The organism is Prevotella sp. AM42-24, from assembly GCF_003461825.1.
In the GTDB taxonomy this organism is placed as follows: domain Bacteria; phylum Bacteroidota; class Bacteroidia; order Bacteroidales; family Bacteroidaceae; genus Prevotella; species Prevotella hominis.
The window spans coordinates 34,440-54,672 of sequence record NZ_QTXV01000007.1 but is presented as its reverse complement, the minus strand read 5'-3'; the positions used below and the strand labels follow the sequence as shown (position 1 = coordinate 54,672).

At 43.2% G+C, this 20,233-nt stretch carries 18 protein-coding genes; 16 read left to right on the top strand and 2 right to left on the bottom strand.

Features of this window, described 5'->3' with window-relative positions:
* Position 1: 1 nt before the first annotated feature.
* Positions 2 to 730, bottom strand: a complete 729-nt coding sequence (locus DW917_RS03970) for an RDD family protein (RefSeq protein ID WP_118116689.1) — start codon at positions 728 to 730, stop codon at positions 2 to 4.
* A 128-nt stretch (positions 731 to 858) separates the two neighbouring features.
* On the opposite strand from DW917_RS03970, the gene DW917_RS03965 reads away from it, so the two are divergent.
* The 16 genes from DW917_RS03965 to DW917_RS03890 all read left to right on the top strand — a co-directional run bounded on the left by DW917_RS03965 (position 859) and on the right by DW917_RS03890 (position 19,366).
* Positions 859 to 1,866: a stage II sporulation protein M gene (locus tag DW917_RS03965; RefSeq protein WP_022111374.1), complete on the top strand. Its 1,008-nt coding sequence runs from the start codon at positions 859 to 861 to the stop codon at positions 1,864 to 1,866.
* Positions 1,867 to 1,904: 38 nt separating this feature from the next.
* A complete protein-coding gene (locus DW917_RS03960) occupies positions 1,905 to 2,885 on the top strand; it encodes a hypothetical protein (protein WP_118116687.1) in 981 nt (326 codons plus the stop codon).
* 37 nt (positions 2,886 to 2,922) lie between these two features.
* Positions 2,923 to 3,609 carry a DUF4129 domain-containing protein gene (locus tag DW917_RS03955; protein WP_118116683.1) on the top strand — a complete coding sequence of 229 codons (687 nt, stop codon included), beginning with the start codon at positions 2,923 to 2,925 and terminating at the stop codon, positions 3,607 to 3,609.
* A complete protein-coding gene (locus DW917_RS03950; protein WP_158570068.1) occupies positions 3,599 to 4,984 on the top strand; it encodes a DUF4350 domain-containing protein in 1,386 nt (461 codons plus the stop codon). Before DW917_RS03955 ends, DW917_RS03950 begins: the two co-directional genes overlap by 11 nt.
* A gap of 46 nt (positions 4,985 to 5,030) precedes the next feature.
* Positions 5,031 to 5,996, top strand: a complete 966-nt coding sequence (locus tag DW917_RS03945; RefSeq protein WP_118116678.1) for a MoxR family ATPase — start codon at positions 5,031 to 5,033, stop codon at positions 5,994 to 5,996.
* Positions 5,997 to 6,040: 44 nt separating this feature from the next.
* On the top strand, positions 6,041 to 7,351 hold the full coding sequence (locus tag DW917_RS03940; RefSeq protein WP_118116676.1) for a DUF58 domain-containing protein: 1,311 nt from the start codon (positions 6,041 to 6,043) through the stop codon (positions 7,349 to 7,351).
* A 317-nt stretch (positions 7,352 to 7,668) separates the two neighbouring features.
* Positions 7,669 to 9,108 (top strand): hypothetical protein, encoded by a 1,440-nt coding sequence (locus DW917_RS03935; protein WP_118116674.1) that lies wholly within the window; start codon positions 7,669 to 7,671, stop codon positions 9,106 to 9,108.
* Positions 9,109 to 9,158: 50 nt separating this feature from the next.
* Entirely contained in the window at positions 9,159 to 9,608 is a 450-nt protein-coding gene (locus DW917_RS03930) for a hypothetical protein (RefSeq protein ID WP_118116671.1), read from the top strand.
* Positions 9,593 to 10,270, top strand: coding sequence for a DUF4903 domain-containing protein (locus DW917_RS03925; RefSeq protein ID WP_370453512.1), 678 nt, complete (start codon positions 9,593 to 9,595; stop codon positions 10,268 to 10,270). The genes DW917_RS03930 and DW917_RS03925 overlap by 16 nt, the downstream gene beginning before the upstream one ends.
* Positions 10,271 to 10,421: 151 nt before the next feature.
* Complete coding sequence (locus DW917_RS03920; protein WP_118116667.1) at positions 10,422 to 12,776, top strand: TonB-dependent receptor; 2,355 nt, start codon at positions 10,422 to 10,424, stop codon at positions 12,774 to 12,776.
* Entirely contained in the window at positions 12,773 to 13,723 is a 951-nt protein-coding gene (locus tag DW917_RS03915; RefSeq protein ID WP_370453511.1) for an HmuY family protein, read from the top strand. Before DW917_RS03920 ends, DW917_RS03915 begins: the two co-directional genes overlap by 4 nt.
* A 12-nt stretch (positions 13,724 to 13,735) precedes the next feature.
* Positions 13,736 to 14,599 (top strand): hypothetical protein, encoded by an 864-nt coding sequence (locus DW917_RS03910; RefSeq protein ID WP_118116665.1) that lies wholly within the window; start codon positions 13,736 to 13,738, stop codon positions 14,597 to 14,599.
* Positions 14,592 to 15,467, top strand: a complete 876-nt coding sequence (locus tag DW917_RS03905; RefSeq protein WP_118116663.1) for a hypothetical protein — start codon at positions 14,592 to 14,594, stop codon at positions 15,465 to 15,467. The genes DW917_RS03910 and DW917_RS03905 overlap by 8 nt, the downstream gene beginning before the upstream one ends.
* A gap of 454 nt (positions 15,468 to 15,921) precedes the next feature.
* Positions 15,922 to 17,133, top strand: a complete 1,212-nt coding sequence (locus tag DW917_RS03900) for a sugar MFS transporter (RefSeq protein WP_118116661.1) — start codon at positions 15,922 to 15,924, stop codon at positions 17,131 to 17,133.
* A 221-nt stretch (positions 17,134 to 17,354) separates the two neighbouring features.
* Entirely contained in the window at positions 17,355 to 18,368 is a 1,014-nt protein-coding gene (locus DW917_RS03895; RefSeq protein WP_118116659.1) for a class II fructose-bisphosphate aldolase, read from the top strand.
* Between the two features lie 503 nt (positions 18,369 to 18,871).
* Positions 18,872 to 19,366, top strand: a complete 495-nt coding sequence (locus DW917_RS03890; RefSeq protein ID WP_147344114.1) for a hypothetical protein — start codon at positions 18,872 to 18,874, stop codon at positions 19,364 to 19,366.
* A 27-nt stretch (positions 19,367 to 19,393) separates the two neighbouring features.
* Here the strand turns inward: DW917_RS03890 and DW917_RS03885 are convergent, their stop codons facing one another.
* On the bottom strand, positions 19,394 to 20,194 hold the full coding sequence (locus DW917_RS03885; protein ID WP_118116655.1) for a DUF5106 domain-containing protein: 801 nt from the start codon (positions 20,192 to 20,194) through the stop codon (positions 19,394 to 19,396).
* Positions 20,195 to 20,233 lie beyond the last annotated feature (39 nt).

The following is a 20,233-nucleotide window of genomic DNA, read 5'->3' as shown; positions in this document are numbered from 1 at the left end:
TTTAGATTAATTCCATGAGATAATAATTATAGTCATAAAGAATGGTAGCAAGGAATTTTTCCTTGCTATTTTCTTTGGGCTGCACCTTGAGGTACTTCGCGACTTTATCTGCCAAGGTCTCTATTTGGTTTTCATGGTTGTCATTGGAGGAATACAGGGCTTTCTCTATGACGGCGACTTGTGCTTGTGAGAGATTCTTGGCTTCCTCATATACAGGATGGTAATCTTTCTTGGCATAATAGAATTCGTCCAGGGAGATGTGTATCTTTCGGATGTCGGTAAGTTTGATGACCATTGTTCCTGCTGCCAAGTCTCCTAATCGTTGTGAATTTTTGGTGAGTATGATGAAGAGCATGCCAATGCCCCCACATCCTACGTCTATTGTGCTGAGAAGCCATCTCATGAAAAAAGAACCCATGGTTGGTCGTGACCCATTCTTGTTGATGACTCTTAACTTCATGATATATTTCCCTGGAGTCTGTCCGTTGTTGAATGTTTCCCACCAGAAATCATACATCCAGATAAATATGACAAGCATAAAGAATAAGAACATGAGCCAACGTGTTTCGTCCATGCTCCCCATAAGCCCATCAAACAAAAAATAGACACCAGTGAATCCAAAAGATATGAATATGGTGTCAAGGATGCGAGCCAACACTCGTTCACCGATACTCGCTGGCGTTTGGTTGATTCTTACAAATTGATTGGTTATGATGTTTGAATTTGTCATTTTTCTATTGTTTTAAGAAGATAATGCTTAAATTGTTTGCAAATATAAGAATAATTACTTAAATTTGCATCAATTTTTAGGAAAAATAAAATAATCGTAACCGAATTTTCCCTTATAATAAAAGAATTGTGAAAGAATTTGCCTTTATAAGAAATAACATAGATAAATGGCAACGTGCAGAGATCATTATTGACGATGCCGCTTCCCAAACGCCGGATGTTTTGGCCGATACTTATACCGACCTTACATCTGACTTGGCTTTTGCGCAAACACATTACCCTAATTCTCGTATTACCCTTTATCTCAACAATCTGGCTTCAAGCCTTCATAATTCCATTTATCGTAACAAACGGGAGAAGTGGTCTCGCCTGATTACGTTTTGGACGCAGGAAATTCCTTTGACGATGTTTGAGGCTCGAAAGTTACTTTTGGCTTCTTTCTGCATATTCTTCATCAGTGTATTCATCGGTGTGGTATCCCAATGTTTTGATACCGACTTTTGTCGTATTATATTAGGAGATTATTATGTGGATATGACATTGCAGAATATCAAGGATGGAAAACCGATGGCGGTTTATGATGGTGGAGATGAACTGAATATGTTCTTGGGCATTACCCTCAATAACATTAGGGTGTCATTCCTGGAATTTGTTTCTGGTATATTTACCAGTATCGCCACGGGTTTTCTGATATTCCAAAACAGTGTGATGTTGGGATGCTTTGAGACATTCTTCGCCCAGCATGGTCTCTTGTATGAATCTTTTCTTGCCGTTTTCCTTCATGGAACACTTGAGATTTCTGCATTGATTATTGCAGGAGCGGCAGGGTTGGCGATGGGTAACAGCTGGCTGTTCCCTGGCACGTATTCGCGTATCGTATCTTTTCGGCATGGTGCGAAAAGGGGAATGAAGATTATTGTCGGTACTGTACCTATATTTATATTCGCAGGTTTTATCGAAGGATTTGTAACACGACATACGGAAATTTCTAATTATTTTCGCTTGTCGATTATCATCGTCTCTTTCGTCTTTGTCATAGGTTATTTTGTGGTTTTACCCCAGATCAGGCATCGGCAAAGAAAAAGTAAGTTGATAGGCAGAAAAGAATGTCCTTTAGATTACAACTTCATTCATTAAGAACCAGTCAGTTTTGAATTATTTAATAAAGATAGCTTATGGATAAAATCGTATTTTACAAAGAGAGGGATTTCGGAGAGAAGTTTAATGTCACTTTCGAGTTTGTCAAGCAGAATTGGAAAATACTGCTTCGTTATGCTTTGTATGGTATCTTGCCATTGGCATTCGTAGGAGCCTTGTCGCTGAACAGTTTGATGCAAAATATGGTGGATGTTAGTTCTGGTAATTCCATGTTTAGTGATGAACTCAGTTACAGTATGCTCTTTTCTTACGCCCTCTTGTTGCCAACTTCTTTGGCAGCTTATATTTGGATAGGAACGGTTGTGTTTTCTATGATGCAGTTTTATAATGCTCACGACGAGGGCTTGCAAGGTGTTACTTTCCAGGAGTTGAAACCTTCTTTCCGCCGAAATGCTTGGCGTTTGTTCAAATGCGGACTGGTTGGTTCTCTGATTGGCATCGTGTTCTTGGCAGTCTTTTTTACCGTGATAGCTTTAGGGGTAGCGATAAATTCTGGAGCGATGACAGCCATCTTTTGCTTCTTGGCAGTAGTGGCAGTCGTTGCTTTTGGTGTACCTTTGATATTGGTTACACCTACCTATATATTTGAGGATATCTCTGTATGGCGGGCTTATGTTCGTGGCTTTCGCTTGGGATGGAGCACATGGGGAGGAATCTTTGGCTTGGGATTTGTCTTGAGTCTGTTGTCGAATGTCGTTTCTTTTGTCTTTGTCATGCCTTGGGAGGTATGTGTCTTTGTCAAGACGCTATTTGTGCAGGCTTATGCAGGTGAGGAAACATTTGTTGGTAGTGTTGCCTTTGTTATTCTCCAATATATCTTTGGCGTTGTCATGTGGATAGGCACTTATTTGATTTACAACTTGTTTTTTATCAGTACGGGTTATCTCTATAGTCATGCCGCCGAGAAACTCGATGATATGTCCGTTGGTCAAGGTATTGACGATTTTGAGGAAATGGCAGACAAGAGTCAGGATGATGACGATCTGTTCAAAGTCTAATCATTTTATACATTATTTATATTTGTTGTAGAGAGATATGTTTTCCAATCCTTCCGACACCTTGGTTATTGATACCGCCCGACTGCAAGTTTGGCGGCGGGATGACGATTACGCTTATGGTCGAGAGTTAGTGCCTTCCCAAGATAGCTTGATGGACTGGGTAGCGAAAAGGCTGAACGAATTTTTCGAGAATATCTTTGGCAGCAATTTCTATCAGGACCATCATGACACTTTGTGGATATGTATCGGATTGGCGGCATTGGGAGCTGTCTTGGCGTTCCTCTTGTGGAAGCATCCTGAGCTGTTCGCTCGTTCAGGACGAAGGAAACCGATGGAATACGAGGTTACGGAAGATACGATATATGGCGTTGATTTCCCAAGTGAAATTAAAAAAGCATTGGAGAATGAGAATTTCCGTGAGGCATTGCGATTGATGTATCTTCAGACATTGAAGTCTTTGAGTGACTATCACCAAATAGAGTGGCAACCTTTCAAGACTCCTACTCAATATACGTTTGAGTTCCGACAGGCCGACTTCAAGAGAATGACCAGTCTGTTTGTGCGAGTTCGCTATGGTGGCTTTGGTGCTGACAAGGACATGATTCGAGATATGCACAATCTGCAGGCAAGTGTGGATAACTTTGTAAAGAACTCAGGTAGAGATGGTTCTGCCGAACAAAATGGAGGAACTTTCAAGAAGGAAGGAGGTCGTGATGAAAAGTAGTCGTATTTTCCTTTTTGTCATGTTAGTCCTCTTTGTGCTGTTCTGTCTTTTGCAAGTCAATCTGCCCAAGAAGTTCGTATGGTCTCCTACCTTTAGCCATGTAGATAAGCAACCTTTTGGCTGTTTTGTCTTTGACAGTGTCTTGACCCAATCTTTGCCCAATGGTTATCACGTGACGAAAAAGACGTTTTTCCAACTTGATCAGGAGCATGCCAAGGAGAAAATCTCCGTGTTGATGGTCGTGGATCAGCAAAATTTGAAACAGTTGGATGTCAAGTACCTCTGCAATATCGCTCGCCGTGGAGGCAAGGTCATGGTGGTTGCTTCAAGTAGTTTTGATGATGGTCGGAATGCCGATACGGTAGTGGTGGATGAATTGGAACGTACCTTCAAGGTGAGAATAGAAGACGGAATGTACTTTTCGTTGCGTGGCATCTTAAGCGGTCTCAAAGCGCATGACAATGATATGTACGATACCATTTATTGGAATAACCGGGAGACGATGTATGCAGCTCAGTCTTATAGAATGTTCTACAATATGGTAGGTGGAACCCTTTTCGTGGATTCTGTTCCAAAGGTGAAAAGACTGGCTTATACTTTGTCAACGGCAGGGTATGATTACAAACATGACTCTTTGTATGTCGGAGATTTTACTGGCTTTGACACTATTGTGGATGAAAAAGAAAGGATAGAACGAATCGATACTTTCGCCATCAAGAAAATACCTGTGGCGGTGTCTGTTCCGTATGGCAAGGGTGAGGTCATTTTCGTCTCTTCTCCATTGCTTTTCACCAACTATGGAATGTTGGAAGGCAACACATTTGTCTATATATTCCGATTGATGTCTTATCTGGCGGATTTGCCAGTGTATAGAACGGAGGCGTATGTCAAGACCGATGCCATGCTTGTGGCGGAGCAATCTCCATTCCGGGAGTTCATCAAGCGCCCACCATTGCGATGGGCTCTTTATCTTGCGCTGTTGGGTGTCGTTCTCTTTATGATATTTACCGCTCGTCGCAGGCAACGGGTCATCCCTATCATGTCGAAGCCTGCCAATCGGTCTTTGGAGTTTATCCAACTCATTGGAACACTCTACTATCAACGTAAGGATCATGTGGATTTGGTCAGGAAAAAGTTTAAACTCTTCGCAGAGGAATTGAGAAAAACGGCTGGTGTGGACATATCTGATGTGAATACAGATGACCGTGAATATCTGCTCCTTGCAGAGAAAACAGGTATGAACTGCGATAGATTGAAGAAGGTGATTCGACAAATTCGCTTGGTCCTACATTCGGAGGGCAATATCTCAGTTGAAGAAATGCGGAGCTTGATAGATGCAATGGATACTATAGTTAGGCACGCTAAGAATGGTTAGCGTAGGATAAGAAAAGTAAGTCTTTTATTTAAAATCATAGGAAACAATGGAAGAACAAAGATTGGATTTGACTCTTTTTTCAGAAAAGATAGAGTGTCTTCGTGAAGAAATATCCAAGGTGATAGTAGGACAGGACAAGGCGGTGGATCTGGTCTTGACTTGCCTCTTGGCTAATGGTCATGTGCTCTTGGAGGGTGTGCCTGGAGTTGCCAAAACCCTTTTGGCGCGATTGATGGCCCGGTTGGTAGATGCCAAGTTTAGTCGTGTACAGTTTACTCCCGACTTGATGCCGAGTGATGTGTTGGGTACAAATATTTTCAATGTCAAGAATCAGGAGTTTGAGTTCCATGAAGGTCCTGTGTTTGCTGATATTGTATTGGTGGATGAAATCAACCGTGCACCAGCAAAGACTCAGGCTGCTCTTTTCGAGGTGATGGAAGAACGTCAGGTCAGCATAGATGGCTGTACCCACAAGATGGGTGACCTTTATACCATCCTTGCTACCCAGAATCCTGTGGAACAAGAAGGAACTTATCGCTTACCCGAAGCGCAGCTCGACAGATTTCTCATGAAAGTAACGATGGGTTATCCTACGGCAGATGAAGAACTGGAAATATTGAAGCGCCATGAACATCAAACTGATTTGGTGAAACTGACTGATATCCAACCTGTGTTGACAAAGAAAGAATTGCTCCAGTTGCGCTCTTATATGCACCATGTCGTTGTTGATGAGAGCCTTCTGCGTTATATCACACAGATCGTTCAGCAGACCCGCACCACACGTGCCGTTTATCTGGGTGCTTCCCCTCGTGCCTCAGTTGCCATGTTGCATGCGAGCAAGGCATACGCTCTTTTGCAAGGTCGTGATTTTGTCACTCCAGAAGACATTAAGTTCGTAACACCATCTATCTTGCAGCATCGACTCATGCTTACGGCAGAAGCTGAGATGGAAGGCTATACGGCTTATAAGGTGGCACAACGGCTGATAGATAAGGTGGAGGTGCCGAAGTAAGTGGAGAGTGAAGAACGAAGAGTGAAGAATTCAATTGATTTAAGGTGTATTTAACGAAGAGATTTTATATAGTACTTGCCTTCTTGGTCTTGATGACGGGGTCTGGGTATGTTTTCCCCCTGCTGTTTGATGTAGGGAGATGGATGTTCCTTGCCCTTGTCATTCTGGTTTTTGTTGAATTATTCCTGTTGTATCATGAGCGGGGAATGATGGCCAGTCGCACTTTATCGGAGCGATTTTCCAATGGCGACGACAATGAAGTGAACATCCGGGTGGAGAGTATCTATTCCTTTCCTGTTCGGTTGGAAATCATAGATGAGATTCCGCCAGTTTTCCAGCGCCGAGATGTTCTCTTTCGTTTGAAGTTGGCGATGGGAGAGGGAAAGAATATCAGGTATAAGCTACGTCCTACGAAGCGTGGAGTTTATTCCTTTGGGCATGTCCGTGTTTTCGCTTCCACACCGATAGGTTTGGTGCAGCGTCGCTTTACGCTGTGCCAGCCTTGTGATGTCAAGGTGTATCCTTCCTATCTGATGCTTACCCGTTATGAATTGTTGGCTATGAGCAACAATCTTGCGGAAATGGGTATCAAGAAAATACGGAAGGTGGGCAATCATACGGAATTCGAACAAATCAAGGATTACGTTTCGGGCGATGATTTCCGGTTGATCAACTGGCGAGCCACAGCCCGCACTTCCAGATTGATGGTGAATGTATATCAGGACGAGCGTTCTCAGCAGGTTTTCAATATTATTGATAAGGGTAGGGTGATGCAACATGCTTTCCGGGGTATGACCTACCTTGATTATGCCATCAATGCCTCGCTGGTGCTTTCGTATATTGCGATGCGGAAGGAAGACAAGGCAGGTGTTGTAACGTTCAGCGACCATTTTGAGGATTTTGTTCCAGCCTCCCGTCGTACAGGGCACATGCAGAATATTCTTGAAATGCTTTATCGCCAGCAGACCCGCTTTGCCGAATCCGATTATTCAGCTTTGGTGGCAGAGGTCAACCAGCACATTACCAAGCGTTCACTCCTGATACTTTATACGAACTTTGCCAACCGCATCAGCATGGAGAGGCAGTTGCCTTATCTCCTTCAGCTCAACCGCCGTCATCGACTTTTGGTGGTGTTCTTTGAGGATCATGAAGTGAAAGACTATCTTGCCACTCGTCCCGATAGTGATGAGGAATATTATCGTCATGTAGTTGCCGAGCAGTTTGCTTACGAGCAGCGTCTCATCGTTTCTTCGCTCAAGCAGCGTGGCATCTTGGCTTTGCTTACCACGCCCGAGGCTCTTTCGGTTGATGTACTTAATAAATATCTCGAAATCAAGACTCGTGAATTGTTGTGATATGAAAATGATTTAAGAAAAAGCAGGTATAGTGTCACTTTTTTACGTATTAAGTATAGCAAATGTATGGGCATCGTCTTTCCTCTCTCCTGCTCGGCTCCAAGGGCGTTTAAAATACCTATAGTATGTGAAGAACAGCATGAAAAACATGAATTTTGCCTTTTAAATCCCCATAAATGAGGATGGCGTATTTCGTAATTTTTAGGTATTTCATAATTTTTAGGTATTGCATACCTTCTTAGAAATATGTACCTTTGCAGCCTGATTCAAGATAATATTTTATTTTAATTATAAACACTTTAAAAGTTTTAAAACCAATGAAGATTTTTAAGAATTTCATCGGTCTCGCTGCCCTGGCTCTCTGCCTCGGCTTCGCTTCTTGCGGCAGTGACGACGATGCACCTTCTTACAGCAATGCGGCTGTAAGCAACTCTGAGTTGATGACTATCCTCAAAGCTAAGGGATACCAGTTTGATGAAAATGGCAAAATGCTCCTTGACGACAAAGCAACCAGCACTACTTCACTCGACCTTTCAGGCACAAAGGTTGATACCGCTGCCTTGAAGGAACTTTCTGTTTTTCCTAATTTGAAAGAGTTGAAGCTTAGCAACAATGGCTATGGTCCAGTTTTCCATATCGCTTCACTTCCTTCACAGATTACAGGTCTTGACTTGCAAGGCAATGACATCTATGACTTCGACGGCTTGGTAACAGCCAAGGTTGAGAATGATGAGGTGAAAGCTACTATCCTCCATGAGTTTACCAAACTTTATCTCCCTGCTTCTTGCAAGTATAATGTAGAGGACTTGATGCCTTTCTATACCCAGAATGAGGCAGAGAATAAGACTATTGACATGCAAATGGTAAATGATAAGGGCTCTTTGGAGAAGTATAATACTTTGAGAGAGATTCCTGATACTTACTTTGCAGCTTATTTGAAGATGAACTTTAGTTCGGTTTTCACTTCTGACGGAAAGTTGGACATCAGCAAACCTCTCGGTCTTGAAGACAGAGGACGCAATATTTTCTTGCAGTATGACACCCAATATGAAGATATTGAAAAGATAGCTTCTATTGAAGGTATTGAATATTTTGTGAACAATCCTTTTTATCCGTCTTTTTATGTTTTCATAGATGTTCAGTCAAGCACTGGACAAACAAAACAATTTGTATGTCATAGATTGTCACCAAGACAAAATGTCAAAGGCTTGGTCGTAAAAAAGACAAATTTTATTGGAGGACTAGATTTGAGCGACGCAACTGCTCTTTCTTCTTTAGGAATCAGTAACAACCCTTCAGTAACATCATTGGATTTGACAAATACAGCTTTTCTTAATCAGGAAATAAAGGATTTTGATGCAACCATGTCAAACTTGTTAGATTGCAGAGATTGTAAGAATCTTGAGGAAATAAAAATCAACCTCAATAATAAAAAGGTTACATCTCAAATTATTTTGGCAAACTTGCCTAAATTAAAGGCTATTAATTTACAAAGTATTGAAGCAATAGGCGATTTGGCTCTTTGTCAATTACCAAACTGTGAAATTATTTATCCAATTAATTTAATTGCATATTATCGTAGTTCTAACAACAAGTTGTACGATTTTGAATCCAATCCACGCAGAAAGGTTTATTTCACTGTGTCTCAAGATGTTTTAGACAAAGAAAGTACAAAGAACTTTGTCCAGACCTACTCTGCTCACTTGGAGAATGACAATAGTACATATTCAGAATACAATCCAGTAAAATGGAAATAATTTTAGTCATAATTTAAAATTTTAATAATTATGTTTAAAAAACGTTTTTAATGGCGATTGCCTTCATCAGCATGATGGTTTTCGCAAGTACTGCATCAGCTCAGACAACTATCTATGGTTGCTTGGACAAAGTTTACATGAACAAGGACAAGAATCCTGTACATCAGAATGATGTTTCTCCTGCTCTTAACACAACCTTGACTCCAAATGGAGATGGTTCGTACAAATTGGTGTTGTCTGAGTTTAAGGTTGGCAAGATGCCAGCCAAGTTGAAAGTAGTAGCTGATGATGTAGTTCTTGATGGTACAACAGTGAACGATTGCCCTGATGCCATTATCTTGAGTTTCGGTAGCGGTTTGAAGTTTGACGCTACTATCCAAGGTAGCTATGATGCTACAACAGGAAAGTTGGAGTATACTGTTAAGAGTGTTGATGCAAAATTCTTAGGTATTGCTTTCGATACTGAGGTTCATTTCACAACAGAATGTACAATAAAATAATTGTTTGTTACATGATGAAAGCAAACTTCAAGAAAAACATCGCCTTCCTATCTTTGCTTTTTTTCGCTGTTTTTGCATTTTGTTCTTGTTCTTCTGATGAAGAAATCACTAACTCTGATGCAAATTCTGAACTTGTGAAAGAGGCAACAAACTATCTCAATGGCGAGATTGTACTTAGTACAAATGCAACGATGAATGGAGTGAACAAAACCCTTTTACCGGAGGGATGTCCTACAAAGTTTAAGTTTGAATGGAGTAAGACTGACGCACAAACTTTCAACATTTCTTTGCTTGACTTCACGGTCGGAAACATGGGAATGATTATCAATTTTAAGTGTGATGTCAAGACCATGGTTCTCAACTCTTGGGAGCAGAAAGAATATACAGGTGATGGTTGGATAAAGTTTAAGGGTGAAGACGGTTCTGTGTGGGGAACAGATACAGACGGTTCTGCATCAAGTGCAAAAGGCAGTAGCGTGCAAGGCTATTACAATGCCAAAACACACGAAATTCAGTTCATCGTAAACTATAACATGATGAACGTTCGTTCTGAGTGCTTCAAGCAGACTATTGACAAGTCACGTCTCGCAACATTTGATGCCGACAAGGCAAAGTACGAGGAAGACTTGAAAGCGTATAAGAAAGAGCACGGAATCAAATAAGAAACCGTGTCTTACATCTATAGAAAGGAAAGAGGGATATGCCCAGACATATCTCTCTTTCCTTTGCAAGTAAAAAATGAAGGGAAGAGAAACAAGCCATAGCGAGGCTGAAATCGTGTAAGGATTTGGAAAAAATAGAATGACAATATAAATGAAGACAATTAGAAATGTAATGCTTATCGGCTTGCTGCTGATACTCGCCCTCCCTGTCGCTGCACAGCGAAAGATGAAGTTCGGTATCTTCGACAAAGCCACCGAGCAGCCAATCATCGGTGCAGTCATCACCTGCGCCAACAACGAGAAATTGAAATCGCCACAGCGTGTTGTTACCAACATGGATGGTGAGGCTACCATCTCGGTGCCTCAGAGTGATAAGTGTTATTACCAGGTGGTATCCGTGGGTTACAACCCTCTGAAGGGAACCATCGGAAACGACAGCTCCCTCAAGCTCTTCATGACCGAGGACGTGATGAAGGTGAACGAAGTGGTGGTTACTGGTTCCCGTACCGCCCGACCTATCAAGCTCTCGCCAGTGAGCACGCAGGTGCTCGGCGGTAAGGAACTGGTAGATGCAGGCTATGCCGACTTGACCAAGGCACTGCAACAGGAGACACCGGGTATGAATATCCAGAAAGTGGGATTCGGCAACGAAATCTCCATGCAGGGCTTGGATGCCCGCCATGTGCTCTTCCTACAGGATGGTGAGCGATTGACGGGCGACATGGCGGGTAACCTCGACTATGAGCGTTTCAACCTCCATGCCATCGACCGCATCGAAATCGTGAAGGGTGCTAGCAGTACCCTCTATGGAAGCCGTGCATCGGGTGCCGTCATCAACCTCATCACCAAGAAAACTACCAAGCCTATCGACATTCAGGCTGGTGTACGCTGGGGACAGATGAACGAAACCAACTACAAGAACCCATCCAAGAAGGACTTCCTGTATATGTTTGAGAAGAACGCCGACCGTCCCAACCTGCAGAGCTGGGTGTCGGCAGGATTCAATGCAGGCAAGGTAACTTCGCAGACGGATGTGTGGTATTCTTCGAGCGATGCCTTCTACATGTATCAGGCTGAGAACGACAAGAAGGTCTATACCCAAGAGGCGAACCCTTGGCTCGACCACGACGTGACCATTACCAGCGTGGCTTCCCGTCCGCCAATGGGCATCGAGGGTACAGAGCATATCTCGGTATCGCAGAAGGTATTCTACGACCCTTTCAAGAACCTGGAGATTCTTGCCTACGGTAGTGCGTTCTATATGAATACCTACGACCTCATTCAGGACATGACCTTCAGTCAGGCGCGTGACTGGACAGCTGGTACTAAGATTAAATATACATTTAAGGATTGGTTCAAGATTACCGCCTCCCTTCATGGCGACTTCTACGACCGCTTCAAGCGCCACGAGCGCATCGACGAGCGTACCAAAGTGTATAAAAGCCGTATCTTCCAGCCTCGCCTCTCCATCACCTCGCAGAAGTTCGAGGGTCACGACCTCATCCTCGGTATCGAGCACCTGAGCGATGACCTGACGAGTGACCGATTCAACGGCGATGCCTCCCACATCATGCGCACCCGTTCATTAAAAGAGACGGAGGCTTTCCTGCAGGACGAGTGGACGATGAACGACCACTGGATGGTTTCGGCAGGTGTGAGAACCAACTTCAGCCGTGCCTTCGGACTGATGGCGATGCCTAAGATTGCCTTCAAGTGGAGTCCTTCGGATCACTGGGCATGGAGAGCCAACTATTCGATGGGCTATCGTTCGCCAAGCATCAAGGAGCTGTTCTTCAACTGGGACCACCTCGGCATGTTCATGATCAAGGGTAACGAGGACCTGAAGCCTGAGAAGAACAACTACGTGAGTCTGGGCACAGAGTACTCGACCGATAACTTCTTCATCTCGGGCAATGTGTATGGCAACTTCTTCCGCAAGAAGATAGAGGGCGTATGGCGCATCTACGACATGCAGTATAACTTTGAATATACCAACCTCGCCAAGCAGAACCTCATCGGACTGGAGACCATCATGCGCTGGCACTTCCTCAACCACTTCACGATGAATGCCACCTACAGCTACGTGAACGTGAGCAAGACGGATGGCATCCAGGTGAACACCACTTCGCCTCATGCTGCTACGGCGAGCCTCGACTATAAGTACAACAAGAAGAACTACCGCCTGGGCGCTACCTTCTCGGCAAGCTACATGGGTGAGAAGAAGTTTGATGTGCAGGACCGCCTCTCTGTAAACGGTGAGAGCCACGATGCCTACTTCCGCTGCAAATTGCCACAGTATGTATTGTGCAATCTGTCGGTGATTCAGACCTTCTATAATAAGGTGAAGGTGACGGTGGGTGTGGATAACATCTTTAACTATGTGCCAAAGACCTTAGGTTCGGGCATCACCATGTTTAACGTGCCAGCCACGGCAGGAGCCAAGGCGCATGTGCAGGTGGAAGTGTTGGTAGATGAATTGGTAAAAGCATTTAGAAAGAAGAAATGATGAAGAAAGCATTACTATATATAATAGGTATGGCAGCCGCAATGACGAGCTGCGTGTCTTATGAGGCTGAGGACTTCACAGGTCATACCTTGCCCCGAAAAACAGGTTATAGCACGGGTGTTACCAACGACTGGCTCTATTTTGACCTGAAGACGGGACATCGCTATAATGTGCTGAACCCTAACCAGAGTGTCATCGCCTTTATTGATGGCAAGCCAATAGAGGAGTATTTCCATTATAAAGGTACAGCTAAACTCGTAAAGTATTGGAGTGAAGGTGTGCAGAAGAACATCTTCGAGGATGCAGAGCGTGATGAGAACGGCGATACCATCTTTACCAAAAATCAAGCCACTGGCAAGTTAACCTATAAGACGGTGAAGCGCCAGGCAAGCAGCATTATGGTGATGGAGAACATGGAGGATGACCCAAAGACCATGGCTTATCCTGCCACGGAATGGGACCTTGCTTTCAATGGCTACCAACTGCGCACCAACAGTGGAACAAGCGGACCGGGCAAGGGTGGAGCCGTCGACCTGGGCTATGGCGAATATGACAAGTGGACGAGCAAGGCGCAGGTAGATGCTTATCTGGCTGAACACAATATGACCTTCGCCGTGGATGATTCAGCAAGCGTATATGTCACCATGTCGCAGAACGACTGGAACAAGTATTGCATCGCCAACAAACTGGATATGAACGAGAACCCTTGGTTCGACCCGAACAACGGACCTGCCAAGCAGTTGGTAAGCGGCAATCCGGTACTCGAAAAGGCAATGAGTTTCTCTGGTCCACCTCCAGTATATACTCCTTCTTTCCATACCTACGTAATCCGTTCGTGGGATGGTGAAAGATATTACAAGCTCCAGATTATCTCCTGGTATGATGCCAATGTGCAGATAGGTGATGAGGGAGGAAGAATCAGTTATTACTTAGATGAATTAAAGTAAATATTAAACATTATGAAACAATTGAATTGGTGGAAATCCATCGCTTCGTTCCTCGTGGTACTCTTTACCATGCCGTTGGGACATGCGCTGATGATGATAATGGATAAGACGATGACTCCTGAAGCTGTGCATTACTCAGCCTTCTTCATGGGGTTGGCAGGTCTTATCATGGTAGTAATCGGTGTCTTCGTAAAGGGAGACACCAAACAGACTCTTTGGGGACTTTTCGGAGGTCTGCTCTTCTGGACCGGTTGGATAGAATTTCTGTTCCAGTACTATGCTACCCGCTGGGGTACACAGCCGGAGATGGAGAATGGTGAAGTTGTGACTCGCCCTGAATACCTCATCCTCCCTGCCACCTTCGGCATGTGGATGATGGTGATGGTGCTCTACATCTTCTCAACCAAAAACGGATGTAACTTCATCAACTGGTGGCAGCGTGTTCTTTTCCGTTCACGCAAGAACGAGATTGCCGCCCGTCCGATGACACATCATACAAGTATCGTTACTTTCATGGAACTGAACATGATTTTGTGGACAAGCTATCTCCTGTTGATGTTCTGCTACGACAAGAACTTCCTCGGCGACCATCATCCTGTAACTTCGGTTGTTGCCGTAGCTTGTCTGATAGGTAGTTTCTTCATCTTCCGAAAGCAGTTGCGTTTGAGCACATGGGGAGCCAATATCCGTATGGCTATCGCAACGGTTGTCGTGTTCTGGGTACCTGTGGAAGTGCTTGGTCGCCTTGACTTTTTCAAGGAGATTTGGATTGAGCCGGAGAAGTATACTACCCAGATGATTTGCATCCTCGTGGCATTCGTTGCATTGCTCGTCTATATCATGTTTGCAGCTCACAAGAAGAAAAGCCATGAGTAACAAGAAACTATATTGGTGGAAATCCATCGTGTCGATGGGCGTGATATTGGGAAGCATGCCCATGGTTCACTTGGTGGCACGAGTATTGAAGGACAACTACGACGGCACGCAACTGTTGGGTGCTGGCATGGCTGTGGGATTCGTGGGCTTGGTGATGGTGGTGGTCGGTGTTTTCGTCAAGGGACAGACTCGCCAAACCTTGCTCGGACTTATCGGTGGCATGTTCTACTGGACGGGTTGGGTGGATTTCCTCTTCATGTATTATGCCCATCGTTGGGGCACACATGCTGAGATTGACCCCACAACGGGAGAGGTGTTGAGCCGCCCTGAATATCTTCTGCTCCCTGCCACCTTTGGCTTGTGGGCAATGGTGATGTTGCTCTACATCTTCTGTTCCCGAAATGCCTGCAACTTCCTCAACTGGTGGCAGACGCTCTTCTTGGGGAAGAACAAGCGACTCATCGCCGCTCGCCCGATGACACGCCACACCAGCATTGTTACCTTCATGGAAATCAACACAATGCTCTGGACTTGCTATCTCCTGCTGATGAACCTCTACGATCCTCAATTGTTTGGTCGTGAGAGTCCAGTCACCTTCGGTGTAGCCTTCGGTGCCTTGCTTTCCGCCCCATACGTATTTCGCAAGCAACTCCACTTGCCATCGTGGGGAGCAAACATCAGAATGGGTACGGCAACGGTCATCGTGTTCTGGATAGCGGTAGAGGCATTTAATCGCACGGGCATCATCGGGAAGCTCATTGCACATCCGAGCGAATATCCTTGGCATTGGGTGGTAATGGTGATAGAACTTTGTTTCTTGGCAGGAAAGATTGTCAAGGATGCAAGGGCGAAGAAAGAAAAGAAATAACATTGCACAAAATCCAATTCTTATTAAATGCGAAAACAAACTGATGGTGGCGAGGTAATATTTTTGCCACTATCAGTTTTTTATATAGTGTTAGACTGATGAAAAACTGTTAAACCACAAATTAAATGTTCTTGTTCCTCTATAAATTCTTCGTTCAACGTCTTTGAACCGACATTCAGCGTCTTTGAACCGCCGTTCAACGTCTTTGAACCGACATTCAACGTCTTTGAACGGAGATTTCTGTTAGGCTCAAAAACATTTCTATTTAGTATAAGCAACAAAAAGTGGTGAGAAAGTTTGGAATTCTCACCAAAAGACCTTACCTTTGTTCCCGATTTTAACTTCCAATTAAAATGAATGACTTATGAATAGACAAAATCTATCTTCCAAAGCAAGGATCTCGTGCATTGGCAGCTGATAGGTAATATGATGAAAAAGATTAAAATTAAAAATAATGTCAACAGAACAAAAGAAAATTACAGACAGAAAGTATTTTGTACCTTTTGTATTAATCACGTCGCTCTTCTTCTTGTGGGGCTTCGCTCGTGCCATTCTGGATGTGCTCAACAAGCATTTCCAGAATGCTTTGCATATTAGTATTACGCATTCTTCGCTGATTCAGGTAACCACTTATTTGGGTTATTTCCTGATGGCGATTCCGGCAGGTATCTTTATTAATCGGTATGGGTATCGCCGTGGAGTCGTATTCGGATTGATTCTTTTCGGAGCAGGTTCCTTGCTGTTCATTCCTGGCGCAGCGATGGGCAGTTTTTCTGCTTTTCTGCTATGTTTGTTTATCATCGGTTGTGGTCTTGTCTTTCTTGAGACGGCTGCCAATCCGTATGTTACAGAATTGGGTGCCAAGGAGACGGCAACGAGTCGTCTGAATCTCTCGCAGTCATTTAATGGTTTAGGAAGTCTTTTCGCTACCTTTTGCGTCGGTCAGTTTCTGTTCAATAATACAGAAGAAGGCGGTAATGTGGTGGTGCCTTATACCATATTGGGTATTCTCGTGCTATTGATAGCGCTCGTCTTTTCGCGTGTTCATTTGCCAGAAATAAAGCATGAAGTAACTGCCGAGGATGAGGCTAAGGGTAGTAATATCGGCAAACTCTTTGCGCATCATGGTATGTTTGTCTTCGGTCTGTTGGCACTTTTATGCTATGAGATTGCAGAAATTTCCATCAATTCCTATTTCATCAATTTCGTAACAGGAATGCGCTGGATGGATGACCGTACTGCATCTCTGGTGCTGACTGTAGCTTTGGGATTCTTTATGGTGGGACGTTTCTTGGGCAGTTGGATTATGCGCCGGGTGGCTGCCACTACGATGTTGCTCATCTGTGCAGCTGGTAGTGTTGTCTGTATCGGTTTGGTGCTTTGTGATTTAGGGATTGTTTCCTTAGTCGCATTGGTAGGCAACTATCTTTTTGAAGCGATTATGTTTCCTACGATATTTGCCATTGCTTTGACGGGTTTGGGCAATCTTACCAAATCAGCATCTTCCTTGCTGATGATGACCCCAATAGGTGGCTGTGGCTTCCTGCTGATGGGGCTGATAGCCGACACTACTCATGTTACTTTGCCATTTATCGTACCATTTATCAGTTTTGTAATAGTATTAGCTTTTGCAGTTCGTGAATACAAAATTGCTCAAAAGAGCTAAAATTGCTATCTGTATTTAGCAAAACATTAGAAAAATCGCATCAAAAAGTAAGAATTAACTTTTTTAACTCGTTTGAAATACGAAAAAGCAAGTTAACATTTTGCCGTGTCAAAAGAAAAAAGTAAATTTGCACTCGTTTAAGGGAAGTGTTTGGTAAGAGTGCTTTACCTTATTAATTATAGTATAGAAGAATGTTTCATTAAAATAATAAATTAAATATTATGGCAGTAGATTACAAGAAAATCGGTCTTGTGAACACTAAGGAAATGTTTGCAAGAGCTATCAAGGGCGGTTGGGCCGTTCCTGCTTTCAACTTCAACAACTTGGAGCAGTTGCAGGCTATCATCCAGGCTTCTTCTAACTTGAAGTCACCAGTTATCCTTCAGGTTTCTAAGGGTGCTCGCAAGTATGCTAACCCTACTTTGCTCCGCTACATGGCAGAGGGTGCTGTAGAGTATGCTAAGGAGTTGGGTTGCAACCATCCTGAGATCGTTCTTCACCTCGATCACGGTGATAGCTTCGAGACATGTAAGAGTTGTGTTGACTTCGGTTTCTCTTCTGTAATGATCGACGGTTCTGCACTTCCATACGAGGAGAACATTGCATTGACAAAGAAGGTTGTTGATTACGCTCATCAGTTCGATGTAACTGTAGAGGGTGAGCTCGGTGTCCTCGCTGGTGTTGAGGATGACGTAGTTGCTGAGGAGTCTCACTATACAAAGCCTGAGGAGGTTGTTGATTTCGCTACACGTACAGGTGTTGATTCATTGGCTATCTCTATCGGTACATCTCACGGTGCTTACAAGTTCAAGCCAGAGCAGTGCACACGTGACCCTAAGACTGGTCACCTCGTTCCTCCTCCATTGGCATTCGACGTATTGGCAGCAGTTGAGGAGCAGCTTCCTGGTTTCCCTATCGTTCTCCACGGTTCTTCTTCAGTTCCTCAGGAGTATGTTGATATCATCAACAAGTACGGTGGCAAGTTGCCAGACGCAGTTGGTATCCCAGAGGAGCAGTTGACTAAGGCTTCTGAGAGCGCAGTTTGCAAGATCAACATCGACTCTGACTCTCGTCTTGCTTTCACAGCAGGTGTTCGTGAGACATTTGCTTTGCACCCAGAGTACTTCGACCCACGTCAGTACTGCGGTAAGGCTCGTGAGTACATGGTTGATCTCTATAGCCACAAGATCAAGGATGTTCTTCATTCTGACAACAAGTTGGCTAACCTCGACTAATTCGAGATTTTTCAATCTAAGATATGAGAGTGGAATCCGAAAGGGTTCCACTCTTTTTGGTTTCTATAGCCTGATATTATTCTTGTCAAAGAAGGCCGCATTCATTATCATATGCTGATAGTATTTCTCATCATATACCGGCAGTTATTATAAATGCGCAGAAAAACAGATGTGAGGAGGGTGGTCTTTTGTTTTAAAAAGGTGTACTTTTTGTTTTAAATCAGTTTGCTATAAACTATATTAATACTCGTTAGTATAGTTTAACGGTATTCGCTCTTGTTCTTCAAGAAAGATTTCATATTTTTGCAACCGAAAGAAATACTTTGCTTGGGCAAGTATGCTTTTATTCTTATATAATATCATGTACTAGTAGAAGATGAGGCTGCGTTTAGAGTAACGCAATTTAACTAAAGACATAAGTGTAAAGTAACTAAAGACAATATATAATGACTAAACAAAAATAAACAAGCAATAAATAGAATACAAGTAAATGATATTAGATTATGAGAAAAATTTCAATGATGCCGATTTTGGTATTGGCAATGGCATTGGGCTTTGTAAGCTGCAGTGCAAGTGATGATGGAGTAAACGATGGAATGCTTGGTCAACAGACCACTACATTCATGCCTTCGTTCTCAATGTTGAGTTACACACAGTCTGCAAGTACACCTATCCTACAGGATGGTAGCAACAGCGCTGAAATGGAAGAGAAGCTTGTCTGCAAGATTCTGCCAGGTGGAAAGTTGATGCTGACTCACAAGAATGTTGTTTTTGATGATGCTGTAAGCATTAAGATGGAAACAACTTTGGTGGGCAACAAGTTGATTGTCACAGAGAATGCTGACTATGGAGTGTCTGGCAACTATGGCTACTATACTCTGAATACTACAGTAGGTACGCTGAAAGATGGTAACTATACGATTGTTGTCATGCGCAACCAGAATGTGAGAGCAGAGTTCCAGATGTCTTACGATTCATCTAAGGCCAAGAACCAATAATTGTATTTCCGACGACCAGTTTAAATTTTATTTTTTGTTAATTTCACTGATTAATAGCTCAGGTGAACAGTCCTTTAGTATAACCTTATTATTCTTGTCCAACAGATAAATGGTTGGCATAGCGCGTAAGCTATATAAATCACTGATTTTATCATCTGCATGAATTCTTAGGAGTTGGATATCCTCCGGTATGGTCTGTTTGTTGAGCCATGCAGTAATCTTATGACAATTCTCGCAGTCAGGATCATAGAAATAGAGAATTACTTTCTGATTCTTATATTCGTTCAACTGATGTCCCATTCCTTTTTCATCCTTCCATTTGAAGTCAATAGCCGTATTGCCGGGCAGGTTTTTATTGGTCTGCTTGTATTTAAAAGTCCATCTTTCTTTTTCCACATCATCTATGCATGGTGAGGCTATTATATCTTTTATGAAAAGAAGATACACCTTGTCGTTCCTCATAGGCGACTTCGGATTACCCAGATAGTGTTCGATGAGGCTCTCGAATTTGTCTTTACTCTTCTGGCTCCCAAAAGCTTTTGAAGCAAAGATATGTACACTCTGCTCTGCGGTAGTTGGAGTAAAATGAGGAATGAGATCGATGAAATTGACAAATCCTTGTTCTGAGATATTAGCATTGCTAAGTTGCAAGGTATCCTTGAAGTCAAAATTGTCCCAATAATGGAGACCCAGATAATTGAGCCGTTGTTCTACGGATTTGAGAGAGTCGGGCATCACAGGATAGACAAACGAGCGGTTTTGTCCGATAGCTTGCAGAATGTTCAATGAGAACACCAATGCGGTGATAATAATAATTCGATATCTCATAAGCCAATTCTTTTTTGCAAAGTTAAATAATAAATCTGA